This is a genomic window from Burkholderia sp. BCC0405 (assembly GCF_902833075.1).
Taxonomy (GTDB): domain Bacteria; phylum Pseudomonadota; class Gammaproteobacteria; order Burkholderiales; family Burkholderiaceae; genus Burkholderia.
Genome location: NZ_CADFEO010000007.1, coordinates 351,764 through 374,672 on the forward strand (window position 1 = coordinate 351,764; position 22,909 = coordinate 374,672).

Genomic DNA, 22,909 nt, shown 5'->3' on the forward strand with positions numbered 1-22,909 from the left:
CGAGCGGGACTCTATCGCGGGAGGATGAATAAAGGTCTCGCACGCCTGATCAATACGAAGAGAGGCAATCTGCAAAGGGCGTAGCCAGTAGCGTCGCAGGCTGGTGTTTATGCGCATAAAGCGGGCGATTGCCGGGCGAGGTACCTCGCGATCCACCGCGTGGTCAGTACTGACATTGCGGCGCGTCGGTTTGACGCCTGCTCGGTTTGACGCCTGCTCGGTTTGACGCCTGCTCGGTTTGACGCCTGCTCGGTTTGACGCCTGCTCGGTTTGACGCCTGCTTGGTTTGACGCCTGCTTGGTTTGAATGTGCCGTCTGTATGCTGCCTCGCAAGGAGATCATCGCGCATTGGATTCCGGCGCGGTCGGGATGTGATCCTTCGTCAATCGCCGTCTATCGCTCGCGGTTTATGCGCATAAACGTCGCGTCCGGATAGCGTGGTGTGTCCACGTCCGCTGGCTCAGTGATATACCTCGACGCTGCGTACCCGGCCAGGCGTACCATTCACAACCCACGCTCAGAAGCACCGCCCCTCGCGGGGCACAATCTAGCGCCACGGTTTCCGCTGAGTTTATGCGCACAAACTCTCGGGCTCTCAGGCAAGACCGCCCCATCCGAGCGAAAGGGCAGTGCCCCGGGATCCTGCGGCAACTCGCTACGTCATGCGTGATGACTCCACCACCGCGGTCACTCATCAACGTCTCAGGCATCCGCCACGCCATCCAATCGAGCCACAAGCCATCGTCGCTTCGTTTATGCGCATAAACCGATAGCCCGAATGGCTAATGCGTCGTTGCAGAACGACAATTTCATTGAAATTCAAATATCGTCCTGTAGAATTCCAACGACCAAAATAGGAGTGAAAATTGGCCGCGGAAATCATTGCAGTCACTCAACAAAAAGGTGGCGTCGGCAAAAGCACGATTGCCATGCACCTCGGTGCCGCGTTCCATGAAAAAGGGAAGCGCGTCCTCGTCATCGACGCAGACCGTCAAAACACACTGGTTCACTGGTCAAGCGCATCTGGCGACAGCGACACCGGCATTCCGTTTCCGGTCGTCAACCTGGCCGAAGCCGATGGCCAGATCCATCGCGAGATCAAGAAGTTCATCAACGACTACGACATCATCGTCGTAGACTGCCCGCCGTCGATCACCGAGAAGGTATCGGGCGTGGTCCTGCTAGCCGCATCGATTGCCGTGATTCCGACGTCGTCGTCGCCGGCCGATTACTGGTCGAGCGTCGGGCTGGTCAAACTGATCCAGCAGGCGCAGGTCATGAACGAAGACCTCCGCGCCGTCTTCCTGCTGAACAAGACCGAAGAGAAACGCATGCTGACCCGCGAGCTCAAGCGCGCGCTCGAGGAACTCGGCTTCCCGTTGCTGAAGACGCAGATCCCGACCCGGGAGGCGTACAAACAGGCGATGGCGCTCGGTCAGACCGTGCTGCAGATGAACGATCGTGGCGGCAAGCTGGCCGCTTCAGAAATTCGCGCATGCGCCGACGAAATCGTCGCCATGCTGCCCTGACTTTATGCGCACAAAGGAGTCACATGAAACCCTCCCAATTTGCCAAAGGATTCCAAGCGCGCCCGGATATCACGACGAGCGAGAAACGCACGGCGCTCGATCGACTCAATGCGATCGACGGCATCGTCAAGTCCGAGACGCCCACTCCGGCACCGACCCGATCCGCGAAAAAAGACACCACGCCGCCGCCCGCTCCCGAACTCACGCTCGATCCTTCGATCGACGAATCGGCACAATATCGCGCGTGGCGTCTCGAGAACCGCTATGCGCCGGGGCAGGTGATCGAACTGCCGCTGAAGGCAATCAAGCATAGTCCGTTCAATCCGCGGCACTTCTATCTGAAATCATCGATTGCCGAACTCGCGGTCAACCTCGCGAAGCAAGGGCAGCAGCAGGCGATCCACGTGATTCCGGACTACGAGAACCCGGGCACGTATTTCGTCAGCGACGGCGGCCGCCGCGTGCGGGCACTGAAGGAAGCAAACAAGGAATCGGTCAAGGCAATCGTGATCGACGTGCCGATCGGCATCCAGAGCTACAAGCTCGGCTACGATCTCAACGTCCAGCGCGATTCGCAAACGGTGTTCGACAACGCCGTCGTGTGGCGCCGCTTCCTCGACGACAAACATTTCCAGAGCCAGAAGGAGCTCTCCGAGCACCTCGGCCTCGATGAATCGACGGTGGCCGTCGCGCTGTCGATCGGCAAGCTGCCGGAAGCGATCATGCAGGAAATGGTCGCGCGCCCCGATCGCTTCGGTTCGAACATGGCGTATCAGGTCGGCCGCTATCACAATGCGCGCGGCACCGAGGCCACGCTGCGGTTGATCAACAAGATCGTGTCGGACGATCTCAGCACACGCCAGGTGTCGGACATCGTCAAGGGACGCGTTGCGGCGCAGGAAACGCCGAAGGCTGCAGGCCGTCAGCGCTATGCGCAGCGTCACGAGATCAAGCTCGGCGGCAAGTCGGTCGGCGACCTGAAATCGTATGGCGAAGATCGCATCGAATTGCGCCTGCGCGGTCTCCCCAAGGACAAGCGTGACGCGATCCTCGAGCAGCTCGAGCGGATGCTGTTGTCGGAATGATGGAATCGGCCGGCAGGGCCGGTGAGGACCCGGGCCCGCCAACTGAAGGCGGGGCTGACGGCGGCCCGTCAGCGGGCCTGAGCGGGCCTCAGGCGGCCCGCGACTGGTTCAGCGTGAACGACAGCAGATCGCCGTCCGTCGGCTCGCCCCAGGTCCTCTGGGCCAGCCAGTCGAAAAAGGCCGTCTCGGCCAGCTTGGAATCGAGGCCGCGCTTGCGCCAGTCATCGCGCAGATGCGTGCCCATCGTTGGCAGCGCCTCCGATTCGAACGACTCGCGCGCCACTTCGCGCTCGGCGTCGCCCTGCTCTTCGTACAGCACCTTTGCTTCCTTGCGGCGGAACGCCGCGAACTCGCTCAGCAGGCGTGCCTTCAGATCGTCCGGCTGGGCCGCTGCAATCTTCGGGGACGGCGTGCCGGCAGGCAGCGCGTCGACCGACTCGACCGGCGGCGCATAACCCTTCTTCAGCGCATCCTTGAACAACGCCGGCGCGCTGCGCACCGGCGGCAGCGTCGTGCTGCGCATCCGCTGCTCGGTCATCTGCAGCGCGGCACGAATGCGGTTCTCCTCGCTATCCGCATAGAGCGTCTGCGCTTCCTTCAGCGGGATCCCGAGCTTCACCATCCGGTCGACCAGCGTGCTGTCGAACACGTTCGGGTGTTCGTCGAGCGCGAGCATCGGCTGCTTGCGTTCGGTCACACGAAACTGGATTTCCGCGACCCGGCGCCCTTCACGGTGCTCGATCAGCTCGACGAAGATGTTGGTAACCGCGTTGACTTCCGCAATCGCGGGGCGCAGATAGTCGCGCTTGAAGTACTTGTACTCGCGCTTTGCCTCGTCGCCGGCTTCCGTATCGGGCGTGCCCGACAGGATCGGCCGCCACCACTCCCACGGCTCGCGCATCGTCAGGTGGCTCGGGTTCGTCAGGTAGCGCACGCAGATCTCGTACAGCGCGAGGCCGGCGCTGCTACGCAGCTGGCTCTGGAACTGCAGGCTCAGGCGCGCATACTGAACCGGGTCGAGCAGTTTCTTCTTGATCTTCGGCGCGAACGAGAATTCGACCCACACGCGGCGGGTTGCCGGATCCTCGAGAATTTCCGCGTCCGCGATCAGCGTCGAGATCCCCCACTTGCGGCCCGGCTTCTGGCTCGACGTCCCCGTGCTCCATTCGACCTGCACCGACACCATGCGGCGCAGGTGTTCCTTCACCAGCGCGGTGTCGTTCGAATCGAAGGCGGAGTTGGCGACGATGTCCGACAGCAGTGCGCGATACGTATCGCCCGAGTCGTCGGCCTGCTGCGCCACGGCCAGCAGGACATTGAACAGCTTGCGAGTGAGGAGCGTGATCTTGCCGCTCTTCGGCTGAATCGCGATCGCCTCGACGGCCTTCCGCAATTCGGCTGAACTGGCACTCACCACATCCACATCGGTTTTCTTGGCGCGCTTCGTCGTGGCCATACGTCGGGTCGGAGGAGAAGTTTTCCGGAAGGATAGCGCCTGCGGTGAAGTGCGTCCAGAACGACATGCTCACCATAGCGGGTGAAGCGCACGTGCAAAACGGCACTCACCCCAGATGCTCCCGAAAACCCTCACCGCTGCGGATTTGCGGCGTTCCGGACTCGTCCAGACGTGCTGTGGGATGCGCCGATTCACAGAATTTCACCTGTGCACGACACGTGCGAAATGGGCTCCCGTATCGGCTCACCTGTCGATTTGTCGTAATTTTACGACTGCGCGGCTGTGCGTTCGGCACAGGGTTGCGATCCCAGGTCGCCGCGCTTACCCGAGGGCCCTCATCGGCCTGTATGCATGTACAGGCGTGACTCACCGGGAGATCGGGATCGGGCCCGGCGTCCCGAAAGACACCCGCGAAACCGGCCCGCGCAACCCGATCGGGCCTGCTTTGACGGCCCGGGCGCGCATTGTACAGTGCACAAACCGTATCGGGTCCCGAAAATACTCACCTTGAGCACAGTGTGTTCATTCGTCCGGATATCGACGAATGCCCGACACGCGGGGGATCCGCTACCCAAGCCTCCCGAAAACGCTCACCTTACGGAAAAAACGCTGTGCTCCCACCGGCATGCGAGAGGCTCCCGAAAAACCTCACCGTAACTGCCTCGGTATCAAAAATCCCAATGCCTTCCGATACTTATGCACAGAAGGCATTAGGCTGTGCGCCCCCGACGTCCCCCGAAAAGCCTCACCTTTCGCCGGAAATCCTTCATACGACAACCGCATGGCAGCCCCCGAAAAATCTCACCTGTACCAAAAAGGGGCACAGCGAAAACGAGATTTCTTCCAGTCCTGGCGGGCTTTTCGGCGAATTCAACCGTACATGGGTCCCGAAAAGCCTCACCTGTGACCATTTTTCGGGCAAACGCCGTTCCCGAAAAGGCTCACCCGAAGCCGGAATCACAGCCTGTGATCCGGTCCCCGAAAAATCTCACCTTAACGGGATCCGGCCAGGAAAACCCGGATTTCCCTCCCGAAAAGCCTCACCTTTAGGGCTTCACAGGCCCCCACGAACGCTTTTGCTGTGCAAAATGGCGTTCGTTTCCCGGAAATCCTCACACCAAACTCCCGTGGAGTCCCGTGAAACCTCACCTTTCACGAAAACTGCCTAAAAGATGGGCAGAATCGGGGCGCGAAGAAGGTCCTGCAAATTCTCACCTATGTCTGCACAGGCAGAAAACTGTGCAGTCAGGCACCGCGAGGGTTCCGTGGCTGTGAGGCCCCGAAAAGCCTCACCTTTGGGAAATCTCGTGTTTCACTGTGATCCCGAATCCGCTCACGACCTTTCCCGCAACGGCTCACGCAGCTCCCTGAACCCAATCACGTCAGCTCCCGCAGAAGATCACCTTGACTCCCGTAAAACTTCACCTTGTCGGCCGGAAAGCCTTGCAGCATAAGGCTGTGCCGTGGCGTTAACGTTTTTAACTAAGGGTTCAAGGGTGTTTACTTCTAATACTCTCAAGACATCGGCTGACGAGTTTTCCACAGACACCCCAACCCCTGAACACCGCCTGGTCATCGGATCCGCGTTCATGTGAAACAAATGCCAAAATTCGGAGCCTGCAGGAAAATGCTTGCAACACAAGGACTTGGCTGATTTTCTTCGCTTTGTTTCACGGAAAATTGAGCCACAGTCGTCCAGATTGGCTCACAGACCTGATTTCTGTGCACAGCGACGTAAATTCGCAACGTCACGCGGAAACAAGTATCAATAGATACGTATTTCGTTATGATTGCCACATTTCAATCTCTGTGAGCACAGCGATGACCCTGGACGAAATACGCCAAGCCATTCGGGACGAACTGGAATCGCTGCGTACGAATGGTGCACGGCGACAGGAATTGTCCCTGCACGCGTGCAAGCGATTGTTTTTCGATCTCGGCATCAGGCCGTCGGCTGCCAACGTCCGCGATCTCACCCAGACCGGCAGCGCCAGCGATATTCCGAAAGACATCGACCATTTCTGGGAGCGCATCCGTTCCGCCTCGAAGATCAGGCTCGACGGTGCCGCAATCCCGAAAGCTGTCGAGGAAAAGGCGGGGGCGTTGCTCGGCGCACTCTATGAAGAAGCGTTGAAAGCTGCGCGGGACAGCCTGGATGGCGATCGCGAGCAGGTTCGGGCCGGCATTGCCGACGCCGAACAGCGGTTGCGCGACGCAATCGTCCGCCAGGAGACGCTCGAAGGCGCGCTCGCACGGGGTGAAGCGAAAAACGAGCAGTTGCAGGCTCGCGTAACCGAACTCGAGGTCCAGCTCGCGTCGCAAACGACGCACGGTTCGGCCAGCGAAGCGACGTTGCTCACCACAGTCGCGCGACTGGAAAAGGAACTGGCTGCAGCCGCCGGGCGCATCGAAGCCGAGCAGGCGCAGAACGCGACGCTGCGTGATCGCATCGATGCGCTGCAGGCCGAACTGCAGCAGCGCACCGAACACTATGCGCAACAAATCAAGGACGCCGTGGCCGAAGCCGAACGCCGCGTCAAGCCGATGCTGGTCGAGCTGGATTCGTTACGCAGCATGGCGTCGTCTTATCAGAGCGGTTTGCGCGACGTTCAGCGCAAGGAGTTCGACTTCCTGCAGCAACTGAGTTCGGCCAAGGCGCGTGCCGATCGGCTCGAAGAACAGTTGCGCAGCCAGGCCGATGAACTGGAACGTGCGACACGCGATGTGAGTTCGTTGCGCGCGAGCCGCGGCATGAATCCGGAAATCGCCGCGCTGATCCGCCGCCTGGCCGATGCCGGGCAACTGGATGCGGAGGCGTTTGCCGCGATCGGCACCTCGCTGGATCAGGAGATTTCGGTGCCGGCCCAATGTCCGCATTGCGACGGCGAGCCGGAGCTGTCACACAGCGAAGAAGGTTTCGAAGTGGCCTGTCCCGAGTGCGAGCACGCCTCGGGGGCATGGCCGTCCCGATTCGAAGCCGTCGCGCGCTTTACGCGCACGTGACGTCAGGATCGGCTGCGCCGCACAGGTGAGACGATCCTGAGAACCTGAGGTGAGGTTTTTCGGGAGCAGTGAAACGGTGAGGCTGTGCCACACAAGGCTGCTCACGGGTCGCTTCGCGTGAGCAGCCGTTTGGCGATCAGTGAGTTTCGTCGCTGTCGGACGCGTCACCATTGCTGTTGGCCAAACCGCCGCGCCAGGTTTTCCATGCGCGATGCAGGCGGTTCGACGAGATCGGCCGCATGAAGCCCAGCCATTTGCCGACTCGTTCGGGCGGCACGTCGTGCTCGAACAGTTCAGCCGCATAGGTATTGCGCAGCGTTTGCGGGCTCGCGCGCGCGGTGCGCGACGACGTGAGCCCGGCAGATTCGACGATCGCGTCGATCGCGCGCAGCATCGTCGCCTTGTGCATCGGCCGCCCGGCATGGGAGGCCGGAAACACCAGTTCCCCCGGAATGTCCTGGCGCTTGCGCTCGGTGAGCCAGGCTTCCAGCAGGGCGATCGCGAACGATGCGAGGTGGGCTTCGCGAGCGAAATCCGGATGCGTCGACGCGATCTGCAGCGATGTTCCACTCGAATTGATGCAACTAATCGTGAGCGCTCGAGCTTCGCCGGTTTTAATGCCGGCACCGAGAAACGCGGCGACGAGCGCACGGTCGCGCCGCTCTTTCCAGTAAGCGGAACCGGATACGCCGATCGGTGAAAACAGGTACGCGAGCAACGTCGCGCGCTCGGCAGGCGTGAGGAAACCGGTCGGTTCGTTGTCGCGCGCCTTGCGCCAGTTCGCTTCGCCATCCTGAGCAATGAACCGGGCCGGGTTGGTCGACGCATATTCGGTGCGCCGGATGTGATCGAGCACGCGCTCGATCAACCGCAAGTAGCGCATCCGCTGGGTTTTCCGGATCGGCAGCTCTGCGACGAAATTCGCGATGGTTGCGGTATCGACCGTTGCCAGATTCTTCTGGTGTGCGCGCATCCACGTGAGGAACGCGCCCCATTGCGCGCGATAGACGTCGGCCGACGAGCGGCGATAGTCCTGCATGGCGAGCCATGCATCGAATGCGGCTTCCGGCGAGATGATCCAGTCGGATGCGCCACGGTCGAACAGATCTGTTTCTTCCGGGCGTGCGAGGGTGTCGGGCGAGACGGGAAGAGACATGTGACTTACTCCGTTAGTTGCGTATATGGTAGCCCTTTCCGCAACGTCTCGGGCAGCAAGAGGCTGGGTGAGGCCGCCTTAACGCGGCGGCCCGGGCGGGGAGTCAGTCGCCCCATGCCTTGGACGGACGGTGAGCGCGCTCGTGCGGCGCCGTGCCGTTCGACGCCGTTGACGCGGCTTCATATGCGAGAACCGCGAACGAAAAAACGGCGGGCAGCGCATTCGAGCGCCCGAAGTCGATCGGATCGTCCGTTTCGGGAAACGTCATGTCCGACGGCCGTTCGAACAATTGACGCATGCCGGCCTCGTGCCGGCTGGCAAAGCCGAGATCGGCGAGTGCCTCGGCCTCGATGGCGTGCAGCAGGCGCCACGTCAGCGGGACGCGCTGGTGGATGTAGCGCCCGGCGATATGCCGGACGATCTGCTCGAGGTCGTGCGCGGCAGCCTTGAAGCTGAGCGCGGCCAAATTTTGTTCTTCTGTCATTGCAGGCTCCTGTCGACCGGGCGGGCGCCTCGGTGCGCCGGCTCCAGCCCATGCATGGCGGAATGTCCGTATACTGTACAAACATACAGTGTTTTCCGCAACTGGCCTGCAATTGGCCCTTCGGCCAGCTATACGCGCCGTCAGCGATGTATCACGATCAGCAGTGCCCGCGCTTCGGCCTTGCCGGGATTGCGGATTGCGTGCGGCTCATCGGCTGGATAGCGCGCGGTGTCGCCCACCTTCAGGCGCCGGCTGGCTGCGGCGGCTTCGATTTCCATCGCGCCCTGCAGCACGGTCAGGTGTTCGCGCGTGCCGGGCTCGTGTGCGTTCGATATCAATGCGCCGCCGCCCGGCAGCGTCAGCTCGTACCACTCGAACTTGCCGGCGAGGTCGATCGGGCCCCACACGCGCAACTGGTAGCGGCCGTCATGGCCGGCAAGCGTCGGGATGTCGTGCGGGCCGTCTACGCGAATGGTTTCGGGCGCCTTCGGCTGCGAGAACAGCTCGTCGAGCGTGATGCCGAGCGCGTTCGTCAGCCGCCACGCAACGGCGATCGTCGGGTTGGCCTTGTCGCGTTCGATCTCGGAGAGCATCGATTTCGATACGCCGGCCGCGCGCGACAGGTCGTCTAGCGTCAGTTTGCGTTCGTTGCGCAGCCGCTGGATCTGCTCGCCGACGCGCGGCGGCGTGGCGGCCGGCGGTGGCGGTGCGGCGCTGGCAGTCGTGCGCCGCGAACCGGAGGAACTTGCCATTTGGATTCCGTTCGCTTAGAGTTGTTCGGTATTTCGAATTCTAGTTCGGAATATCGGATAAATGCGGTCAACCGAACGACCGACTATAACAGTAGCAGGCCGTTGCGCCGCCGCCACGAGTGGTGCGTCGCGGAATGCGAAACCCTGTCAGGAGCTTTGCGATGCGTGATGCCTTTCTCGCCCAAGTGCGCGGGACGCTGGACCAGATCCGCGCGGACGGTTTTTACAAGACCGAGCGCGAGATCGCGAGTCCCCAGGCGGCGGACGTGCGGCTCGCCGGTGGCGCCGGCGTGCTCAATTTCTGCGCGAACAACTATCTGGGTCTGGCGAACGATTCGCGCCTGATCGACGCGGCGAAGGCCGGCCTCGACCAGGACGGCTTCGGCATGGCATCGGTGCGCTTCATCTGCGGCACGCAAACTGTCCACAAGCAACTGGAAAGCGCGCTGGCCGCGTTTCTCGGCACCGAGGACAGCATCCTCTATTCGAGCTGCTTCGACGCGAACGGCGGCCTGTTCGAGACGCTGCTCGACGAGAACGACGCGGTGATCAGCGACGAGCTGAACCACGCGAGCATCATCGACGGCGTTCGCCTCTGCAAGGCGAAGCGCTTCCGCTACAAAAACAACGACCTGTCCGACCTCGAGGCGAAGCTCAAGGAAGCCGACGCAGCGGGTGCGCGCCACAAGCTGATCGCGACCGACGGCGTATTCTCGATGGACGGCATCATCGCCGACCTCAAAGGCATCTGCGATCTCGCCGATCGTTACGGCGCGATCGTGATGGTCGACGATTCGCACGCGGTCGGCTTCATCGGCACGCACGGCCGCGGCACGCCCGAGCACTGTGGCGTCGAAGGCCGCGTGGACATCATCACGGGCACGCTCGGCAAGGCGCTCGGCGGCGCATCGGGCGGCTATGTCGCCGCGCGTCGCGAGGTCATCGAACTGCTGCGCCAGCGCTCGCGCCCATATCTGTTCTCGAACACGCTTACGCCGAGCATCGCCGCGGCGTCGCTGAAGGTGCTGGAACTGCTCGGCAGCGACGAAGGCGCGAAGCTGCGCGAGCGCGTGCGCGAAAACGGCGCGCGGTTCCGCAAGCAGATGACCGAAGCCGGCTTCACGCTCGTGCCGGGCGCGCATCCGATCATCCCGGTGATGCTCGGCGACGCGCAACTCGCGACGAACATGGCCGACAAGCTGCTCGACGAAGGCGTCTACGTGATCGGCTTCTCGTTCCCCGTCGTACCGCGTGGCCGCGCGCGCATCCGTACGCAGATGAGCGCCGCGCATACGCCCGAGCAGATCGACCGGACGGTCGCCGCGTTCGTGCGCGTCGGCAAGTCGCTCGGCATCATCTGACGGAGGCGCGACCATGAAAGCACTGGCAAAGCTCGAACGCGGCCCCGGCCTTACGCTCACGCGCGTGAAGCGCCCCGAAGTCGGTCACAACGACGTGCTGATCAAGATCCGCCGCACGGCGATCTGCGGCACCGACATTCATATCTGGAAGTGGGACGACTGGGCGCAGAAGACGATTCCCGTGCCGATGCACGTCGGTCACGAGTATGTCGGCGAGATCGTCGAGATGGGGCAGGAAGTGCGCGGCTTCGCGATCGGCGATCGCGTGTCCGGCGAAGGCCACATCACGTGCGGTTTCTGCCGCAACTGTCGCGCGGGGCGCCGCCATCTGTGCCGCAACACGGTCGGCGTCGGCGTGAACCGCGAAGGCGCGTTCGCCGAGTATCTGGCGATTCCTGCGTTCAACGCGTTCAAGATTCCGCCGGAGATCTCCGACGATCTCGCCTCGATCTTCGATCCGTTCGGCAACGCGACGCACACGGCGCTGTCGTTCAATCTCGTCGGCGAGGATGTCCTGATCACCGGTGCGGGCCCGATCGGCATCATGGCCGTCGCGATCGCGAAGCACGTCGGCGCGCGCAACGTCGTCATCACCGACATCAACGATTACCGGCTGGAGCTCGCGCGCAAGATGGGCGCGACGCGTGCGGTCAACGTCGCGCGCGAGTCGCTGCGCGACGTGATGGCTGACCTGCACATGACCGAAGGCTTCGACGTCGGCCTCGAAATGTCGGGCGTGCCGAGCGCGTTCACGAGCATGCTCGAGGCGATGAACCACGGCGGCAAGGTCGCGCTGCTCGGCATTCCGCCCGCGCAGACGGCGATCGACTGGAACCAGGTGATCTTCAAGGGGCTCGAGATCAAGGGCATCTACGGTCGCGAGATGTTCGAGACCTGGTACAAGATGGTCGCGATGCTGCAGAGCGGCCTCGACCTGTCGCCGATCATCACGCATCGCTTTGCGGCCGACGATTACGAGAAAGGCTTCGCCGCGATGCTGTCTGGTGAAAGCGGCAAGGTGATTCTCGACTGGACAGCCTGAGTGCTGAAGGGGCGGCGCGGCGTGTTTGCCGCCTGCCCCGTTTTGGTTTTACGTCTGCATCTTCGAGTCGAAACTCGTGAATCCGGGCTCAAGGTGAGACTATTCGGGAGCTGTGTTTGTGCGCCGAAACGCGACACGATCGCACCTCGGTGACCTGCAATCGCACGTTCACTTCACCTGTCGGCAGTCGCCCGGCTTTCCGCCGGCACGCCGTTCGGCACCTGCTTCCCCTCTTCCGGCCACTTCCTTCCTGGCTTGTCGCGTGACCGTCCGCGACGCACGCCATGCGATGCCGTGCCGAACCGCGCCATCAACCGTGAGCCTTCACGCCTCGTTGCGACTCACTCGTGCGAGAAGCGATCGACATCAATAGACATCGATCGGTGCGCAGACCGCTACTTGATCCGTTCACCATTCAACCCTCGCGGGTCGAGTTGAAGACTCAACACGACGAGCCAGCGCTTCGGGCACTGCGGCGCGATGTCGGCCGGATCGCCCTGCGCGCCGGGAGCGGTGACGAACCCGTGCTGCGCCGCATATTGATACGCGCGCAACGCATCCGCTTGCAGCCAGAAGCTGACGAGCGCGCACGTCACGAAGCGGAACAGCAACACCGTCGCGGCATCCGGCGCGAAGCCGGCCATGACCAGCAGGCTTTCGAACGCGAACGCCAGCGCCTGGGCGACCGCGATCGTGAGAATCGTCAGCTTCAAGACACCGCGCCGCCGCCGCGCCGCGCGCAAGCGTGCCTGCCGCACGTCGAGCCGGGTGTGATCGTCGCCGCCATCGCGCTTTGGCACTTCTTGTTTCATGATGCCGCACCCACATGCCGCGCAACGTCGAACTGTGTCGTATCGCCGGCAACGATGCGCTCGTTCGCGACGCTGACGGATTTGCACAGGATCGCGCTGTCGTAGTTGTGTCCCGGAAAGCGCATCACGTCGAGCGGTTGAAATCCTTCGCGACGATAGAAGTCGATGAGCCGGACCGCCGCGTACGGCGCGTCGAGTGCGAGATGCGTCGCGCCGCGCGCGGCGGCCCGCCGTTGTGCGAACGCGAGCAGCGAACGGCCGATGCCGCGATCCTGCCAGACGGGATCGACGGCCAGTTGGCCGAGTGTCGCGACGTGTCGGCTGCGGTACGGATCGCAGCGGGAATCCGGATCGTGCGAACGCATCGTCATCGTCGCGACCAGGTGTGCATTGCCGAGCGCGACGAAGCACTCGCCGGTGAGCACGTGTTCGCGTGTCACCGAGGCCGGCTGATCGACGCACGGGCAGTTGAAGCCCAATGCGCCGAGCGGCGCAAACGCGCGATGCAGCAGCGCGGTCAACGTGTCGTACGAATCGTTGCGCGGGTCGAAGCGCCGCACGACGACGCGGCCGTCGAGCCGCTTCGCATAAGCCGCATAGGCGCGCGCGGGGCGCGCGGATTCCGGTCGCTGCATGATGTCCTTTCGCCCAGACAGGGTGACCGAAGTGTAGTGAGCGTCGCGCGTCCGCTTCAAGAAAAAATGTCGTAAACGCGGCGGGCCGCGGCGCGCGGCCAGCGCGCGATTCATCCCTCTCGCCGACAGGGCTTTTTCATGCGGGTGTTGACGATGGAGAACGATCGTTCTACCGTAAACCCATGAACACACCTCACGACTCCTCCGGCGAACCGGGCGTTCGCGACCGGCTGCTCGATGCAGCCGAAGCGCTGATCTACTCGGGCGGCATCCATGCAACCGGCGTCGATGCGATCGTCAAGCGATCCGGCGCGGCACGAAAGAGCTTTTATTCGCATTTCGAATCGAAAGAGGCGTTGGTGGTCGCCGCGCTCGAACGCCGCGACGCGCGCTGGATGCGCTGGTTCGTCGATGCAACGCTGGCGCTCGGCAAGGCGCCGCGCGCGCAGTTGCTCGGCATGTTCGACGTGCTGCGCGACTGGTTCCGGCAGCCCGATTTTCACGGCTGCGCGTTCCTGAACGCGTCGGGCGAGATTCCCGACGCCGACGATCCCGTGCGCGTCGTCGCGCGTATGCACAAGGCGCGTCTGCTGGCATTCGTGCGCGAGCGGTTCGATGCGTATGCCGACGAAACGGGCATCGAGCGCCGCGGGCTCGCGCGCATTGCGCGTCAGTGGCTCGTGCTGATCGACGGCGCGATCGGCGTGGCGCTCGTCAGCGGCGATGCAAACGCCGCGCGCGATGCGCGCGCGACGGCCGAACTGCTGCTCGACACAGTTTCGCGGTAGTCGAAGCAGCGAATCCGAACCGGCCGCGGTTGTCCACGGCCACAACCTGAACAGGAGCCACTCATGTCCGCTTCCCCCGAAGTCCGTCCGCCCGTTCCGCCCTTCACGCTCGAAACGGCACGCCAGAAGGTGCGCGCCGCCGAGGACGGGTGGAACACGCGCGACCCGCAGCGCGTGTCGCTCGCCTATACGCCGCAAAGCCGATGGCGCAACCGTGCGGAATTCGTGACCGGCCGCGACGAGATCGTCGGGCTGCTGCAGCGCAAGTGGACGCGCGAGCTCGACTACCGGCTGATCAAGGAGCTGTGGGCGTTCGACGGCAATCGCATCGCGGTGCGCTTCGCATACGAATGGCGCGACGACGCCGGCAACTGGTTCCGCTCGTACGGCAACGAAAACTGGGAGTTCGACGAAAACGGCCTGATGGCGCATCGTCACGCGAGCATCAACGACCTGCCGATTCGCGAACAGGATCGTCTCTTTCACTGGCCGCTCGGCCGTCGTCCGGACGATCACCCGGGGCTGTCCGATCTCGGGCTGTGACGCGCGCGTCGACTCGACGCATCGGTGAACGCATCACCGGGATTCAACGGTGAGGAAATTCGGGAGTCGGTGCGCTGAAGGTGAGATTTTTCGGGACGAGGTGAAACGTCGCGTCGGACTGGGTGCTTCGAGCCGTTCGATGCGGCTTCGTATCGGGCCAGGCGGACAGGGCCGCCCACGTCGACATCGTGCGATGCACGTATCGGCATGCAACGGTGTGCTTCACCGCGTGATGCATGTCACCGATCGCACAGGGCCGGTAGTGGATTGACGATCGGTGTGCGTGCACGCGATGTGCAACTCACCGATCGTGTCGACGCCAACGACGGATAGCGCGAGTCATGTGCGCGGCGGTGCGACGTTGCCCACCGCTCGACTTCACCGTCCGGGCGTCGGAATTCGCACGAGTGCGCCAACGCATCGCGTGTTGCTCACCGCTGACCGCTCACTCGTCACGGATTCGTGCGGTCGCTATCCGGCGCGCGCAATCGCGCCGGGCGTGATCGTCAGCCCGCGATCCGCGCGGCGATCGCCTCACCCACTTCCTGCGTCCCCGCGTTGCCGCCGAGGTCGCGCGTATGTGGCCCGGCGCGCAGCACGTCCTCGATTGCGGCGACGATCGCATCGTGCGCTTCGCGCTCGCGGCCCGCGCCGTTGCCGAGGAAGTCGAGCATCAAGGCCGCCGACCAGATCATCGCGACCGGGTTCGCGATGTACTGCCCCGCGATGTCGGGCGCGGAGCCGTGCACGGGTTCGAACAGCGACGGAAATTTGCGATCTGGGTTCAGGTTCGCCGAGGGTGCGATGCCGATCGTGCCCGTACAGGCCGGCCCGAGATCCGACAGGATGTCGCCGAACAGGTTCGACGCAACGACGACGTCGAAGCGGTCAGGCTGCAGCACGAAGCGCGCGCACAGGATGTCGATGTGCTGTTTGTCGACGGCGATGTCGGGATAGTGCTCGGCCATCTCGGCCGTGCGCGCGTCCCACCACGGCATGCTGATCGCGATGCCGTTGCTCTTCGTCGCGACGGTGAGGCGCTTCGCGCGCCGCTGTGCGAGGTCGAACGCGAATTTCAGCACGCGCTCGGTGCCGTGGCGCGTGAAGATCGACTGCTGCATCACGATCTCGCGCTCGGTGCCTTCGAACATCGTGCCGCCGACCGACGAATATTCGCCCTCGGTGTTCTCGCGCACGATCATGAAGTCGATGTCGCCCGCGCGGCGGCCGGCGAGCGGCGACGGTACGCCGTCGAACAGGCGTGCGGGCCGCAGGTTGATGTACTGGTCGAATTCGCGGCGGAATTTCAGCAGCGAGCCCCACAGCGAAATGTGATCGGGCACCGTTGCCGGCCAGCCGACCGCGCCGAACAGGATCGCGTCCATGCCCGACAACTGCGCCTTCCAGTCGTCCGGCATCATCTTGCCGTGCTGCGCGTAGTAGTCGCAGCTCGCCCAGTCGACCTGGACGAAGTCGAAGCGGATGCCGAAGCGCGCGGTCACGGCATCGAGTGCGCGCAGGCCCTCGGGCATCACTTCACGGCCGATGCCGTCGCCGGGGATCACGGCAATTCTGTAGGTCTTGTCGGTCATGCAAAGCTCCTTGGCTGGTGGGCCGGCCGCGGGGAGAGGCCGCGGCGCGTCACGTCATTCTATTTATTTCCAACCGGATTAAAATCGCGCTAAAGGTTAATCGACTTTCCACGAATCGTGAACAAATCGCCGAATCTCGACGACCTGCGCGTGTTCAGCCTGGTCGTCCGCCTGAGCAGCTTCAGCGCGGCCGCCGAGCAGCTCGCGGTATCGCCCGCCTATGTCAGCAAGCGCATCGCGTTGCTCGAGGCGCAGCTCGGCACGCGCCTGCTGCATCGTTCGACGCGCCGCGTGACGGTCACGGAAGCCGGCGAACGCGTGTACGCGCGCGCCGAGAAGATCCTCGACGACGTCGATCATCTCGTCGAGGACGTATCGACCACGCGCACGGTGCCGCGCGGCACGCTGCGCATATCGAGCAGCTTCGGCTTCGGCCGGCATATCGTCGCGCCGGCGTTGCTCGACTTCACCTCGCGCTATCCGCAGTTGAACGTGCGGCTCGATCTGTTCGACCGGCTCGTCGATGTCGCGGGCGAAGGCTACGACCTCGACGTGCGCATCGGCGACGAGATCGCCGATCACCTGATCGCGCGCCGCCTCGCCGCGAACTACCGCGTGCTGTGTGCATCGCCCGACTATCTGGCACGGCGCGGCACGCCGCGCTCGCTCGCGGATCTCGCGTCGCACGACTGTCTTGCGATCAAGGAGCGCGATCACCCGCTCGGCGTGTGGCGGCTGAACGTGCGCGGCGAAACGGCAAGCGTGAAGGTGGGCGGCGCGCTGTCGACGAACCATGGCGAGGTGGCCGTGCAGTGGGCGCTGGCCGGCCGCGGAATCGTGTTGCGCTCGATCTGGGAAGCCGCGCCGCTGATCGAACGCGGCGCATTGTGTCGCGTGCTGCCGGATGCAATCCAGCCCGCGAACATCTGGGCCGTGTATCCGGAGCGCGTTGCGGCGTCGGCGAAGGTGCGCGTCTGCGTGGATTTTCTGGTGGAGACGCTGGCCGGTTTGAATGCCGCCGCGGGTGACGAGACGGCCTGAAACCGGCTAAAGGTGAGCTTTTACGGGAGCATGCGCGGAACGTCGGCAGGCACCCGTTTCCGGCTCGCAATCGCGTCGCGCGCCGGTAGCGCCCCCCTTGCCTCGACGCCTCGGCGGCCGCACTGTGCCGGGCCGGCCGACGATCGTGCTCGCACGTGGCTATGCCGCTTTCGCCACGTCTGCCGCGCCGAGCATCAGGTCGAGATTCTGCACGGCAGCCCCGGATGCCCCTTTGCCCAGATTGTCGAACACGGCGGACAGCAGCACCTGGCCGTGCTCGGCATTGACGAACACGCCGAGCCGCAGGTCGTTGGTGCCGTTCAGCGCTTGCGGATCGAGATGCGTGATCGCTTGCGTGTTCGCGAGCGGCGTGACGTCGACATGACGCGCGTCGGCATAATGGTGCGCAAGACACGCATGCAGCTGCTCACCGGTCACGCCGGCAGGGAGCAGCCGCAAGTCGATCGGCACGGTGAGCACGATGCCTTGCCGATAGGCACCGTAGGCCGGCACGAACATCGGGCGATGCGTCAGGCCGGCATGCAGCTGGATCTCGGGCACATGCTTGTGTGCGAGCGCGAGGCCGTAGACCTGCAGCGGTTTCGTGTGCGTGGCGCCGTCTGATTCGAATGCGTCGACGGCACCCCGCCCGCCGCCCGAGTACCCGGAGACGGCATGGATGCTCACCGGGTAGTCGCGCGGCAGCAGGCCGGCCTGCTGCAGGGGCCGCAGCAACCCGATCGCACCGGTCGGGTAGCAGCCCGGATTGGTGACACGCCGTGCGTGCGCAATCGTCTGCGCGTGCCCGTTCGCCATCTCGGGAAAGCCGTAGACCCAATCCGGCTGTGTGCGATGGGCCGAACTCGCGTCGATCACGCGTACCGCCGGATTCCGGATGAAGCCGACCGCTTCGCGCGCGGCCGCATCGGGCAGGCACAGGATCGCGATGTCGGCTGCGTTGATCGCTTCGGCGCGCCGCGCGGGATCCTTGCGCTCGGCATCCGGCAGCGTAACGAGCTGCAGGTCGTCGCGCCCGCGCAGGCGTTCGTGGATCAGCAATCCGGTCGTGCCTTGATCGCCGTCGATGTAGACAGTGGGCTGGCTCATGGTGGTCGCGTTCCTTCGGTTCGGTCGTCGGGAAAGCCGTATCGTCCGCCGAACGCCTAGAATAGGAAAAGTTGAATTTGCTGACTGCCAGATTCAGTTTTCTTGAACGAGGGGTGGGGAATGCGCGAGATCAGCCTGGACCGCCTGCGCACGCTGGTCGCCATCGCCGACCAAGGGTCCTTTGTCGCCGCGGCGCAATGGCTTCATCTCGCGCCGCCGACCGTCAGTCTTCACATTGCCGAACTGGAAAGCCGCATCGGTGCGCCGTTGCTGTCCCGCACGCGTGGAAACGTGCGGCCGTCGGCCATCGGCGAAGTGCTGGTGGAGCGGGCGCGTCGCCTGCTGGCCGAGGTCGAAGCCACGCTGGACGATGTGCAGCGGCAGGTGCAGGGGTTGACCGGGCGCGTGCGCCTCGGCGCATCGACCGGCGCGATCGCGCACCTGCTGCCGCAGGCGGTGGCCCGGTTGCGCGAGCAGCATCCGGACATCGATGTCCAGATCGCGGTGCTGACGTCGCACGACACACTCGCGCGCATTGCGCAGGGCACGCTCGATATCGGACTGGTGGCGCTGCCGCAGACGGCGGTCGCCGGGTTGTCGATCCGCGCGTGGCGGCGCGATCCGGTGATGGCGTTTCTGCCGGCGGACTGGCCGCTCCCGGCGCGCGTCACGCCCGGCTATCTGGCCGCCCGCCCGCTGATACTCAACGATGCGACCACCCGCCTGTCGCGGCTCACGACCGAATGGTTCGCGCTCGGCGGCCATCGGCCGGAGCCGCGGATCGAACTCAACTACAACGATGCGATCAAGAGCCTGGTCGCGGCGGGTTACGGCGCGACGCTGCTTCCGCACGAGGCGGGCGCCCCGCTACCCGACGCACGCATCGTCATGCGGGCGTTGCGCCCGGCGTTGTGGCGGGAACTGGGTATTGCGCATCGGGCGGGGCCGGTCGAACGGGCGACGCAGCACGTGCTCGATGCGTTGTGGGCGCTGAAGGCGCGATAGCGCGTGGAATGCGGGACAGCCGGCGCGGCGGTTCGTGCCGGACGCCGATACGCATCCACCGCGCGCCGTTTCAGAGGCGGTTGTCCTTCGCGAGCGTCAGCACGCGTGCCCAACGCTGCGCATCGCGCTTGTCCATCATCGGCAGCTTCCATTCGCCGCGCACGGCATCGCGCACGCGCACGACGAGATGCCAGCGTCCGCCGATCGGTGCGGCCTGACAGCCGTCGAGTTGCGACAGCGTATAGCGGCCGTCCGCGCCGTCGTGCGACAGCCACAGCAGCCCCTGCGTCGCGGATACACGGAGCTCGCCCCACGCGCGATGCACGACGTGGGTCCAGCCTTCTTCCTTCGTATTCGGTGCGATGTCGCGACGGCGCCTGATCCACCACGCGACCAGCGCGATCAGGATCGCGGCGGCGAGCACGGCGGCCGCGATCGCGACCGGCTGGCCGAACTGCGCGGCGATGACGTGAAACAGGTGAACCGCGCCCCATCCGGCAGCGATGAGCGCGAACAGTGCAATGAAAATCGGCATGGCTGATCGGAGAAGAGGACGGACCGGCGCATGCATCGCGCCGATCCGTCGCACACGGCATTACCGTTTGCGGTGAATGTCGTGCGTCACGAAGCCCGAGTCGTTGTTGGGCAGCGCGAGGCCGTCCTTGACCGCGAGCGTCTTGCGGATGTCGTCGAGACCCGCGGACCAGTGGTCACGCATCGTCGACAGACCGAACTGATAGTCCTTGTAGTGATGCTCGTACGCCTTCTGCTGGTAGATCAGGTGCTGGATGTTGTACTTCTTGCTGCACGACATCGCATCGGCCTCGATGCACCACGGATCCGCCTTGCGCTGCTCTTCCGGCACCTGGTCGAGCACGTGGCGCAGCACGTTGCGGTAGCGCTGCTCCCGCTGCAGCGTGTCGGTGACGAAACGCGTGCGGCTCGAATACTGCACGTCCTTCGTGCGTTCGGCGACGTCGGCCATCGTGCGCGGCAGCGGCCCGCGCGCACTCCACAGATCGACCTGGAACGCGAGCGTGTCGCGACGCGGCCGGGCGCGGAGCACTTCCATCAGCGGCGTGTTCGACACGACACCGCCGTCCCAGTAGTACTCGCCGTCGATCTCGACCGGCGGGAACGCGGGTGGCAGCGCGCCGGACGCCATGAAATGCTCGGGCGCGAGACGGATGCGCGAGTTGTCGAAGTACACGAAGTTGCCGGTCCCGACGTTGACCGCGCCGACCGACACGCGCGTTTCGCCCGAATTGATCCGGTCGAAATCGCACAGCTTCAGCAGCGTCGCGCGCAGTTGCGACGTGTCGTACCAGCTGATCTTCTCCGGATGATCCGACACGCCCGGCAGCGGCGGCGGGAAGCGCGGCACGAAGAAGCCCTGCTGGCCCTGCATCATCGCGCTCGCGGCCTGCGATGCGGTGAAGAACGTGCGGATCTGGTCGATGCTGTTGAACAGCGCGAACTCGAATGCGGCCGGAATCGTCGGGAAGAACGCCGGCTTGCAGATCGTCTCCCAGAACTCGCGCAGCCGCTCGACACGATGCTCGGGCGCATTGCCCGCGATCAGCGCGGTGTTGAGCGCGCCGATCGAGATGCCCGCGATCCAGTCGAGCGGAATGCCCGCCTCGTGCAGCCCTTCGAACACGCCGGCCTGGTACGCGCCGAGCGCGCCGCCGCCTTGCAGCACGAGCGCGATCGTCTCGTACGGCAGCGTGCGCGCGGCGGCCGGTGCGCCGGCCTCGTGATGCAGGTCCGCCGCATCGACGGCCTGCTTTTCGGTGCGGGCGTGCGGCTTCATTGCATGAACCAGCCGTGGCTGACGATGAACGACTGGCCCGTGAGCGCGGCGCTCGGGAAGGCCGACAGGAACAGCACCGTCTGCGCGACGTCCTGAACGGTCGTGAACACGCCGTCGACCGTATTGCCGAGCATCACCTTCTTCACCACTTCCTCTTCGCTGATCCCGAGCTCCTTCGCCTGCTCCGGAATCTGCTTGTCGACCAGCGGCGTGCGCACGAAGCCCGGACACACGACGTGCGAGCGCACGTTGTGCTTCGCGCCTTCCTTCGCCAGCACGCGCGCCAGGCCGAGCAGGCCGTGCTTGGCCGTCACGTACGCCGACTTCAGCGGCGACGCTTCGTGCGAGTGCACCGAACCCATGTAGATCACGACACCGCCGCGATCGTCCTTGTACATATGCTTGAGCGCGGCCTTGGTCGTCAGGAACGCGCCGTCGACGTGGATCGCCTGCATCTTCTTCCAGTCGGAGAACGAGTAGTTCTCGATCGGATTGACGATCTGGATACCCGCGTTCGACACGAGGATGTCGACCGAGCCGAACGTTTCGGCCACCTTGTCGATACCGCTGTTCACGGCGTCCTCGTTCGTCACGTCCATCGCGACGCCGATCGCCTTGCCACCCGCCTTGACGATCTCGTCGGCAACGGCGTTCGCGCCGTCCTGGTTCAGGTCGGCGATCGCGACGGCCGCGCCCGCCTTCGCGAGCTCGAGTGCGATTTCCTTGCCGATGCCGCTTGCGGCGCCCGTGACGACTGCGGTCTTGCCATTCAGGTTGCTCATGTTCGAATTCCCGTGGTGAAAGGATTGTCAGGGAGAAAGGACTGCGGACGTGTTACTGAGCCAGGTAATCGTAGACGACTTCGCCGAGGCCCAGTGTCAAATCTGCGACCAGGTGGCGGGCTTCGACGATTTCGAGCACGGGCAGGTCGGCCACGGGCGCGAGCGCGTGCGGCGCCAGCTCGAGCGATGCGGGGCCCGTCCATGCGCCCTTCATCTTGATGTCCTGCATGTAGTAGCGCACGAGTTCGCAGACGCGCGCGGTGCCGTCGACGTGCGGGATGATCTTCAGCAGGAAATTGGGGCCGGCGAGACGCTTGGTCTGCTCGTCGATGTCGAGTTCCTTGTGCTTGTAGCCCATCGTGCCGGTGGCGACGCGCACCTTGCCGTAATCGAGCGTACCGAGGATGTGGTCGGTGTTCACCTGCAGCGTGGGCGACGCGAGCTTCTTCGGGAAGCCCCACAGTTCGCGGCCGCCGGCGATCGGCGGGTGATCGTCGAGATACATCGCGAGCGTATAGCCGCCCGGCTGGCCGTTGTATTCGACGGGAATCACCTGGCCGCTTTCGGTGTAGTCGCCGAAGCCGGTCGAATCGGCCATGCGGATGAATTCATAGTGCACGAGCGGCTCGGTGACCTGCAGCGGCTCGGGGACGATTTCGCGGAGACGATCCGGATCGGTGCGATACGTGATGATCAGAAACTCACGATCGACGAAACGGTAAGGACCCATCGGGAAGGCGGGGCTGGTCAACGGCATCGCAAACGCTTTCGATCGGACATCGCTGGGTTTCATGCGGACTCCTTGTTGTTGATCGCTTCGTGGGTGAGTGCTCGTAAGCTCGTAATCCTATGCCTGTGCGTTGCCGTTGTGCGATGCCGCATTTGGAATTAATTGTTGCCGATTTCGAAGCATTCGCAGCGTA

At 64.0% G+C, this 22,909-nt stretch carries 21 protein-coding genes; 9 read left to right on the forward strand and 12 right to left on the reverse strand.

Annotated features, from left to right (window positions below; translation table 11 throughout):
• Positions 1-866: 866 nt before the first annotated feature.
• Both parA and HWX36_RS14615 read left to right on the forward strand, forming a co-directional pair.
• Positions 867-1,529 carry a ParA family partition ATPase gene (gene parA / locus HWX36_RS14610; RefSeq protein WP_175952785.1) on the forward strand — a complete coding sequence of 221 codons (663 nt, stop codon included), beginning with the start codon at positions 867-869 and terminating at the stop codon, positions 1,527-1,529.
• A 23-nt stretch (positions 1,530-1,552) separates the two neighbouring features.
• Positions 1,553-2,614: a ParB/RepB/Spo0J family partition protein gene (locus HWX36_RS14615; protein WP_175952831.1), complete on the forward strand. Its 1,062-nt coding sequence runs from the start codon at positions 1,553-1,555 to the stop codon at positions 2,612-2,614.
• Between the two features lie 88 nt (positions 2,615-2,702).
• Here the strand turns inward: HWX36_RS14615 and HWX36_RS14620 are convergent, their stop codons facing one another.
• Complete coding sequence (locus tag HWX36_RS14620; protein WP_011353619.1) at positions 2,703-4,070, reverse strand: replication initiation protein; 1,368 nt, start codon at positions 4,068-4,070, stop codon at positions 2,703-2,705.
• A 1,821-nt stretch (positions 4,071-5,891) separates the two neighbouring features.
• On the opposite strand from HWX36_RS14620, the gene HWX36_RS14625 reads away from it, so the two are divergent.
• Positions 5,892-7,073, forward strand: coding sequence for a DNA-binding protein (locus HWX36_RS14625; protein WP_175952786.1), 1,182 nt, complete (start codon positions 5,892-5,894; stop codon positions 7,071-7,073).
• Positions 7,074-7,209: 136 nt separating this feature from the next.
• Here the strand turns inward: HWX36_RS14625 and HWX36_RS14630 are convergent, their stop codons facing one another.
• The 3 genes from HWX36_RS14630 to HWX36_RS14640 all read right to left on the reverse strand — a co-directional run bounded on the left by HWX36_RS14630 (position 7,210) and on the right by HWX36_RS14640 (position 9,465).
• On the reverse strand, positions 7,210-8,229 hold the full coding sequence (locus HWX36_RS14630; RefSeq protein ID WP_175952787.1) for a tyrosine-type recombinase/integrase: 1,020 nt from the start codon (positions 8,227-8,229) through the stop codon (positions 7,210-7,212).
• Positions 8,230-8,332: 103 nt separating this feature from the next.
• Positions 8,333-8,713, reverse strand: coding sequence for a DUF2471 family protein (locus tag HWX36_RS14635; RefSeq protein ID WP_175952788.1), 381 nt, complete (start codon positions 8,711-8,713; stop codon positions 8,333-8,335).
• A 140-nt stretch (positions 8,714-8,853) separates the two neighbouring features.
• Positions 8,854-9,465 carry an XRE family transcriptional regulator gene (locus HWX36_RS14640; protein WP_175952789.1) on the reverse strand — a complete coding sequence of 204 codons (612 nt, stop codon included), beginning with the start codon at positions 9,463-9,465 and terminating at the stop codon, positions 8,854-8,856.
• Between the two features lie 161 nt (positions 9,466-9,626).
• On the opposite strand from HWX36_RS14640, the gene HWX36_RS14645 reads away from it, so the two are divergent.
• Both HWX36_RS14645 and tdh read left to right on the forward strand, forming a co-directional pair.
• Positions 9,627-10,826, forward strand: coding sequence for a glycine C-acetyltransferase (locus HWX36_RS14645; RefSeq protein ID WP_175952790.1), 1,200 nt, complete (start codon positions 9,627-9,629; stop codon positions 10,824-10,826).
• Positions 10,827-10,839: 13 nt separating this feature from the next.
• Positions 10,840-11,868 (forward strand): L-threonine 3-dehydrogenase, encoded by a 1,029-nt coding sequence (gene tdh, locus HWX36_RS14650; protein WP_047902093.1) that lies wholly within the window; start codon positions 10,840-10,842, stop codon positions 11,866-11,868.
• 395 nt (positions 11,869-12,263) lie between these two features.
• Here the strand turns inward: tdh and HWX36_RS14655 are convergent, their stop codons facing one another.
• Complete coding sequence (locus HWX36_RS14655) at positions 12,264-12,680, reverse strand: hypothetical protein (protein WP_175952791.1); 417 nt, start codon at positions 12,678-12,680, stop codon at positions 12,264-12,266.
• A complete protein-coding gene (locus tag HWX36_RS14660; protein WP_175952792.1) occupies positions 12,677-13,315 on the reverse strand; it encodes a GNAT family N-acetyltransferase in 639 nt (212 codons plus the stop codon). Before HWX36_RS14660 ends, HWX36_RS14655 begins: the two co-directional genes overlap by 4 nt.
• A gap of 182 nt (positions 13,316-13,497) precedes the next feature.
• Between HWX36_RS14660 and HWX36_RS14665 the strand changes: the two genes are divergently transcribed.
• Together HWX36_RS14665 and HWX36_RS14670 are read left to right on the forward strand one after the other, a co-directional pair.
• Complete coding sequence (locus tag HWX36_RS14665) at positions 13,498-14,103, forward strand: TetR/AcrR family transcriptional regulator (RefSeq protein WP_175952793.1); 606 nt, start codon at positions 13,498-13,500, stop codon at positions 14,101-14,103.
• Between the two features lie 63 nt (positions 14,104-14,166).
• Positions 14,167-14,646: a nuclear transport factor 2 family protein gene (locus HWX36_RS14670; RefSeq protein ID WP_175952794.1), complete on the forward strand. Its 480-nt coding sequence runs from the start codon at positions 14,167-14,169 to the stop codon at positions 14,644-14,646.
• Between the two features lie 506 nt (positions 14,647-15,152).
• On the opposite strand, the gene HWX36_RS14675 is transcribed toward HWX36_RS14670, so the two are convergent.
• Positions 15,153-16,238, reverse strand: a complete 1,086-nt coding sequence (locus HWX36_RS14675; protein WP_175952795.1) for a tartrate dehydrogenase — start codon at positions 16,236-16,238, stop codon at positions 15,153-15,155.
• Positions 16,239-16,355: 117 nt separating this feature from the next.
• Here HWX36_RS14675 and HWX36_RS14680 point away from each other — a divergent pair, with 117 nt between their 5' ends.
• The gene (locus HWX36_RS14680; protein WP_175952796.1) at positions 16,356-17,279 is read left to right on the forward strand and encodes a LysR substrate-binding domain-containing protein; all 924 of its coding nucleotides are present in this window, start codon (positions 16,356-16,358) and stop codon (positions 17,277-17,279) included.
• 159 nt (positions 17,280-17,438) lie between these two features.
• On the opposite strand, the gene argC is transcribed toward HWX36_RS14680, so the two are convergent.
• Positions 17,439-18,386 carry an N-acetyl-gamma-glutamyl-phosphate reductase gene (gene argC, locus HWX36_RS14685; RefSeq protein ID WP_175952797.1) on the reverse strand — a complete coding sequence of 316 codons (948 nt, stop codon included), beginning with the start codon at positions 18,384-18,386 and terminating at the stop codon, positions 17,439-17,441.
• A gap of 120 nt (positions 18,387-18,506) precedes the next feature.
• On the opposite strand from argC, the gene HWX36_RS14690 reads away from it, so the two are divergent.
• A complete protein-coding gene (locus tag HWX36_RS14690) occupies positions 18,507-19,391 on the forward strand; it encodes a LysR family transcriptional regulator (RefSeq protein ID WP_175952798.1) in 885 nt (294 codons plus the stop codon).
• Between the two features lie 70 nt (positions 19,392-19,461).
• Here the strand turns inward: HWX36_RS14690 and HWX36_RS14695 are convergent, their stop codons facing one another.
• Genes HWX36_RS14695 through HWX36_RS14710 form a run of 4 tightly spaced genes read right to left on the reverse strand, consistent with a single transcriptional unit; the run spans position 19,462 to position 22,779 of the window.
• Positions 19,462-19,926 (reverse strand): hypothetical protein, encoded by a 465-nt coding sequence (locus HWX36_RS14695; RefSeq protein WP_175952799.1) that lies wholly within the window; start codon positions 19,924-19,926, stop codon positions 19,462-19,464.
• Positions 19,927-19,986: 60 nt separating this feature from the next.
• On the reverse strand, positions 19,987-21,204 hold the full coding sequence (locus HWX36_RS14700) for a patatin-like phospholipase family protein (protein ID WP_175952800.1): 1,218 nt from the start codon (positions 21,202-21,204) through the stop codon (positions 19,987-19,989).
• Positions 21,201-21,986, reverse strand: a complete 786-nt coding sequence (locus HWX36_RS14705; protein ID WP_175952801.1) for a 3-hydroxybutyrate dehydrogenase — start codon at positions 21,984-21,986, stop codon at positions 21,201-21,203. Before HWX36_RS14705 ends, HWX36_RS14700 begins: the two co-directional genes overlap by 4 nt.
• A gap of 52 nt (positions 21,987-22,038) precedes the next feature.
• Entirely contained in the window at positions 22,039-22,779 is a 741-nt protein-coding gene (locus tag HWX36_RS14710) for an acetoacetate decarboxylase (protein WP_175952802.1), read from the reverse strand.
• Positions 22,780-22,909: the final 130 nt, after the last annotated feature.

Bases quoted from the DNA above. Each gene is read 5' to 3' on its own strand.
- HWX36_RS14615 (WP_175952831.1), top strand. From the start codon at position 1,553: ATGAAACCCTCCCAATTTGCCAAAGGATTCCAAGCGCGCCCGGATATC.
- HWX36_RS14620 (WP_011353619.1), bottom strand. From the start codon at position 4,070: ATGGCCACGACGAAGCGCGCCAAGAAAACCGATGTGGATGTGGTGAGT.
- HWX36_RS14625 (WP_175952786.1), top strand. From the start codon at position 5,892: ATGACCCTGGACGAAATACGCCAAGCCATTCGGGACGAACTGGAATCG.
- HWX36_RS14630 (WP_175952787.1), bottom strand. From the start codon at position 8,229: ATGTCTCTTCCCGTCTCGCCCGACACCCTCGCACGCCCGGAAGAAACA.
- HWX36_RS14635 (WP_175952788.1), bottom strand. From the start codon at position 8,713: ATGACAGAAGAACAAAATTTGGCCGCGCTCAGCTTCAAGGCTGCCGCG.
- HWX36_RS14640 (WP_175952789.1), bottom strand. From the start codon at position 9,465: ATGGCAAGTTCCTCCGGTTCGCGGCGCACGACTGCCAGCGCCGCACCG.
- HWX36_RS14645 (WP_175952790.1), top strand. From the start codon at position 9,627: ATGCGTGATGCCTTTCTCGCCCAAGTGCGCGGGACGCTGGACCAGATC.
- tdh (WP_047902093.1), top strand. From the start codon at position 10,840: ATGAAAGCACTGGCAAAGCTCGAACGCGGCCCCGGCCTTACGCTCACG.
- HWX36_RS14655 (WP_175952791.1), bottom strand. From the start codon at position 12,680: ATGAAACAAGAAGTGCCAAAGCGCGATGGCGGCGACGATCACACCCGG.
- HWX36_RS14660 (WP_175952792.1), bottom strand. From the start codon at position 13,315: ATGCAGCGACCGGAATCCGCGCGCCCCGCGCGCGCCTATGCGGCTTAT.
- HWX36_RS14665 (WP_175952793.1), top strand. From the start codon at position 13,498: ATGAACACACCTCACGACTCCTCCGGCGAACCGGGCGTTCGCGACCGG.
- HWX36_RS14670 (WP_175952794.1), top strand. From the start codon at position 14,167: ATGTCCGCTTCCCCCGAAGTCCGTCCGCCCGTTCCGCCCTTCACGCTC.
- HWX36_RS14675 (WP_175952795.1), bottom strand. From the start codon at position 16,238: ATGACCGACAAGACCTACAGAATTGCCGTGATCCCCGGCGACGGCATC.
- argC (WP_175952797.1), bottom strand. From the start codon at position 18,386: ATGAGCCAGCCCACTGTCTACATCGACGGCGATCAAGGCACGACCGGA.
- HWX36_RS14690 (WP_175952798.1), top strand. From the start codon at position 18,507: ATGCGCGAGATCAGCCTGGACCGCCTGCGCACGCTGGTCGCCATCGCC.
- HWX36_RS14695 (WP_175952799.1), bottom strand. From the start codon at position 19,926: ATGCCGATTTTCATTGCACTGTTCGCGCTCATCGCTGCCGGATGGGGC.
- HWX36_RS14700 (WP_175952800.1), bottom strand. From the start codon at position 21,204: ATGAAGCCGCACGCCCGCACCGAAAAGCAGGCCGTCGATGCGGCGGAC.
- HWX36_RS14705 (WP_175952801.1), bottom strand. From the start codon at position 21,986: ATGAGCAACCTGAATGGCAAGACCGCAGTCGTCACGGGCGCCGCAAGC.
- HWX36_RS14710 (WP_175952802.1), bottom strand. From the start codon at position 22,779: ATGAAACCCAGCGATGTCCGATCGAAAGCGTTTGCGATGCCGTTGACC.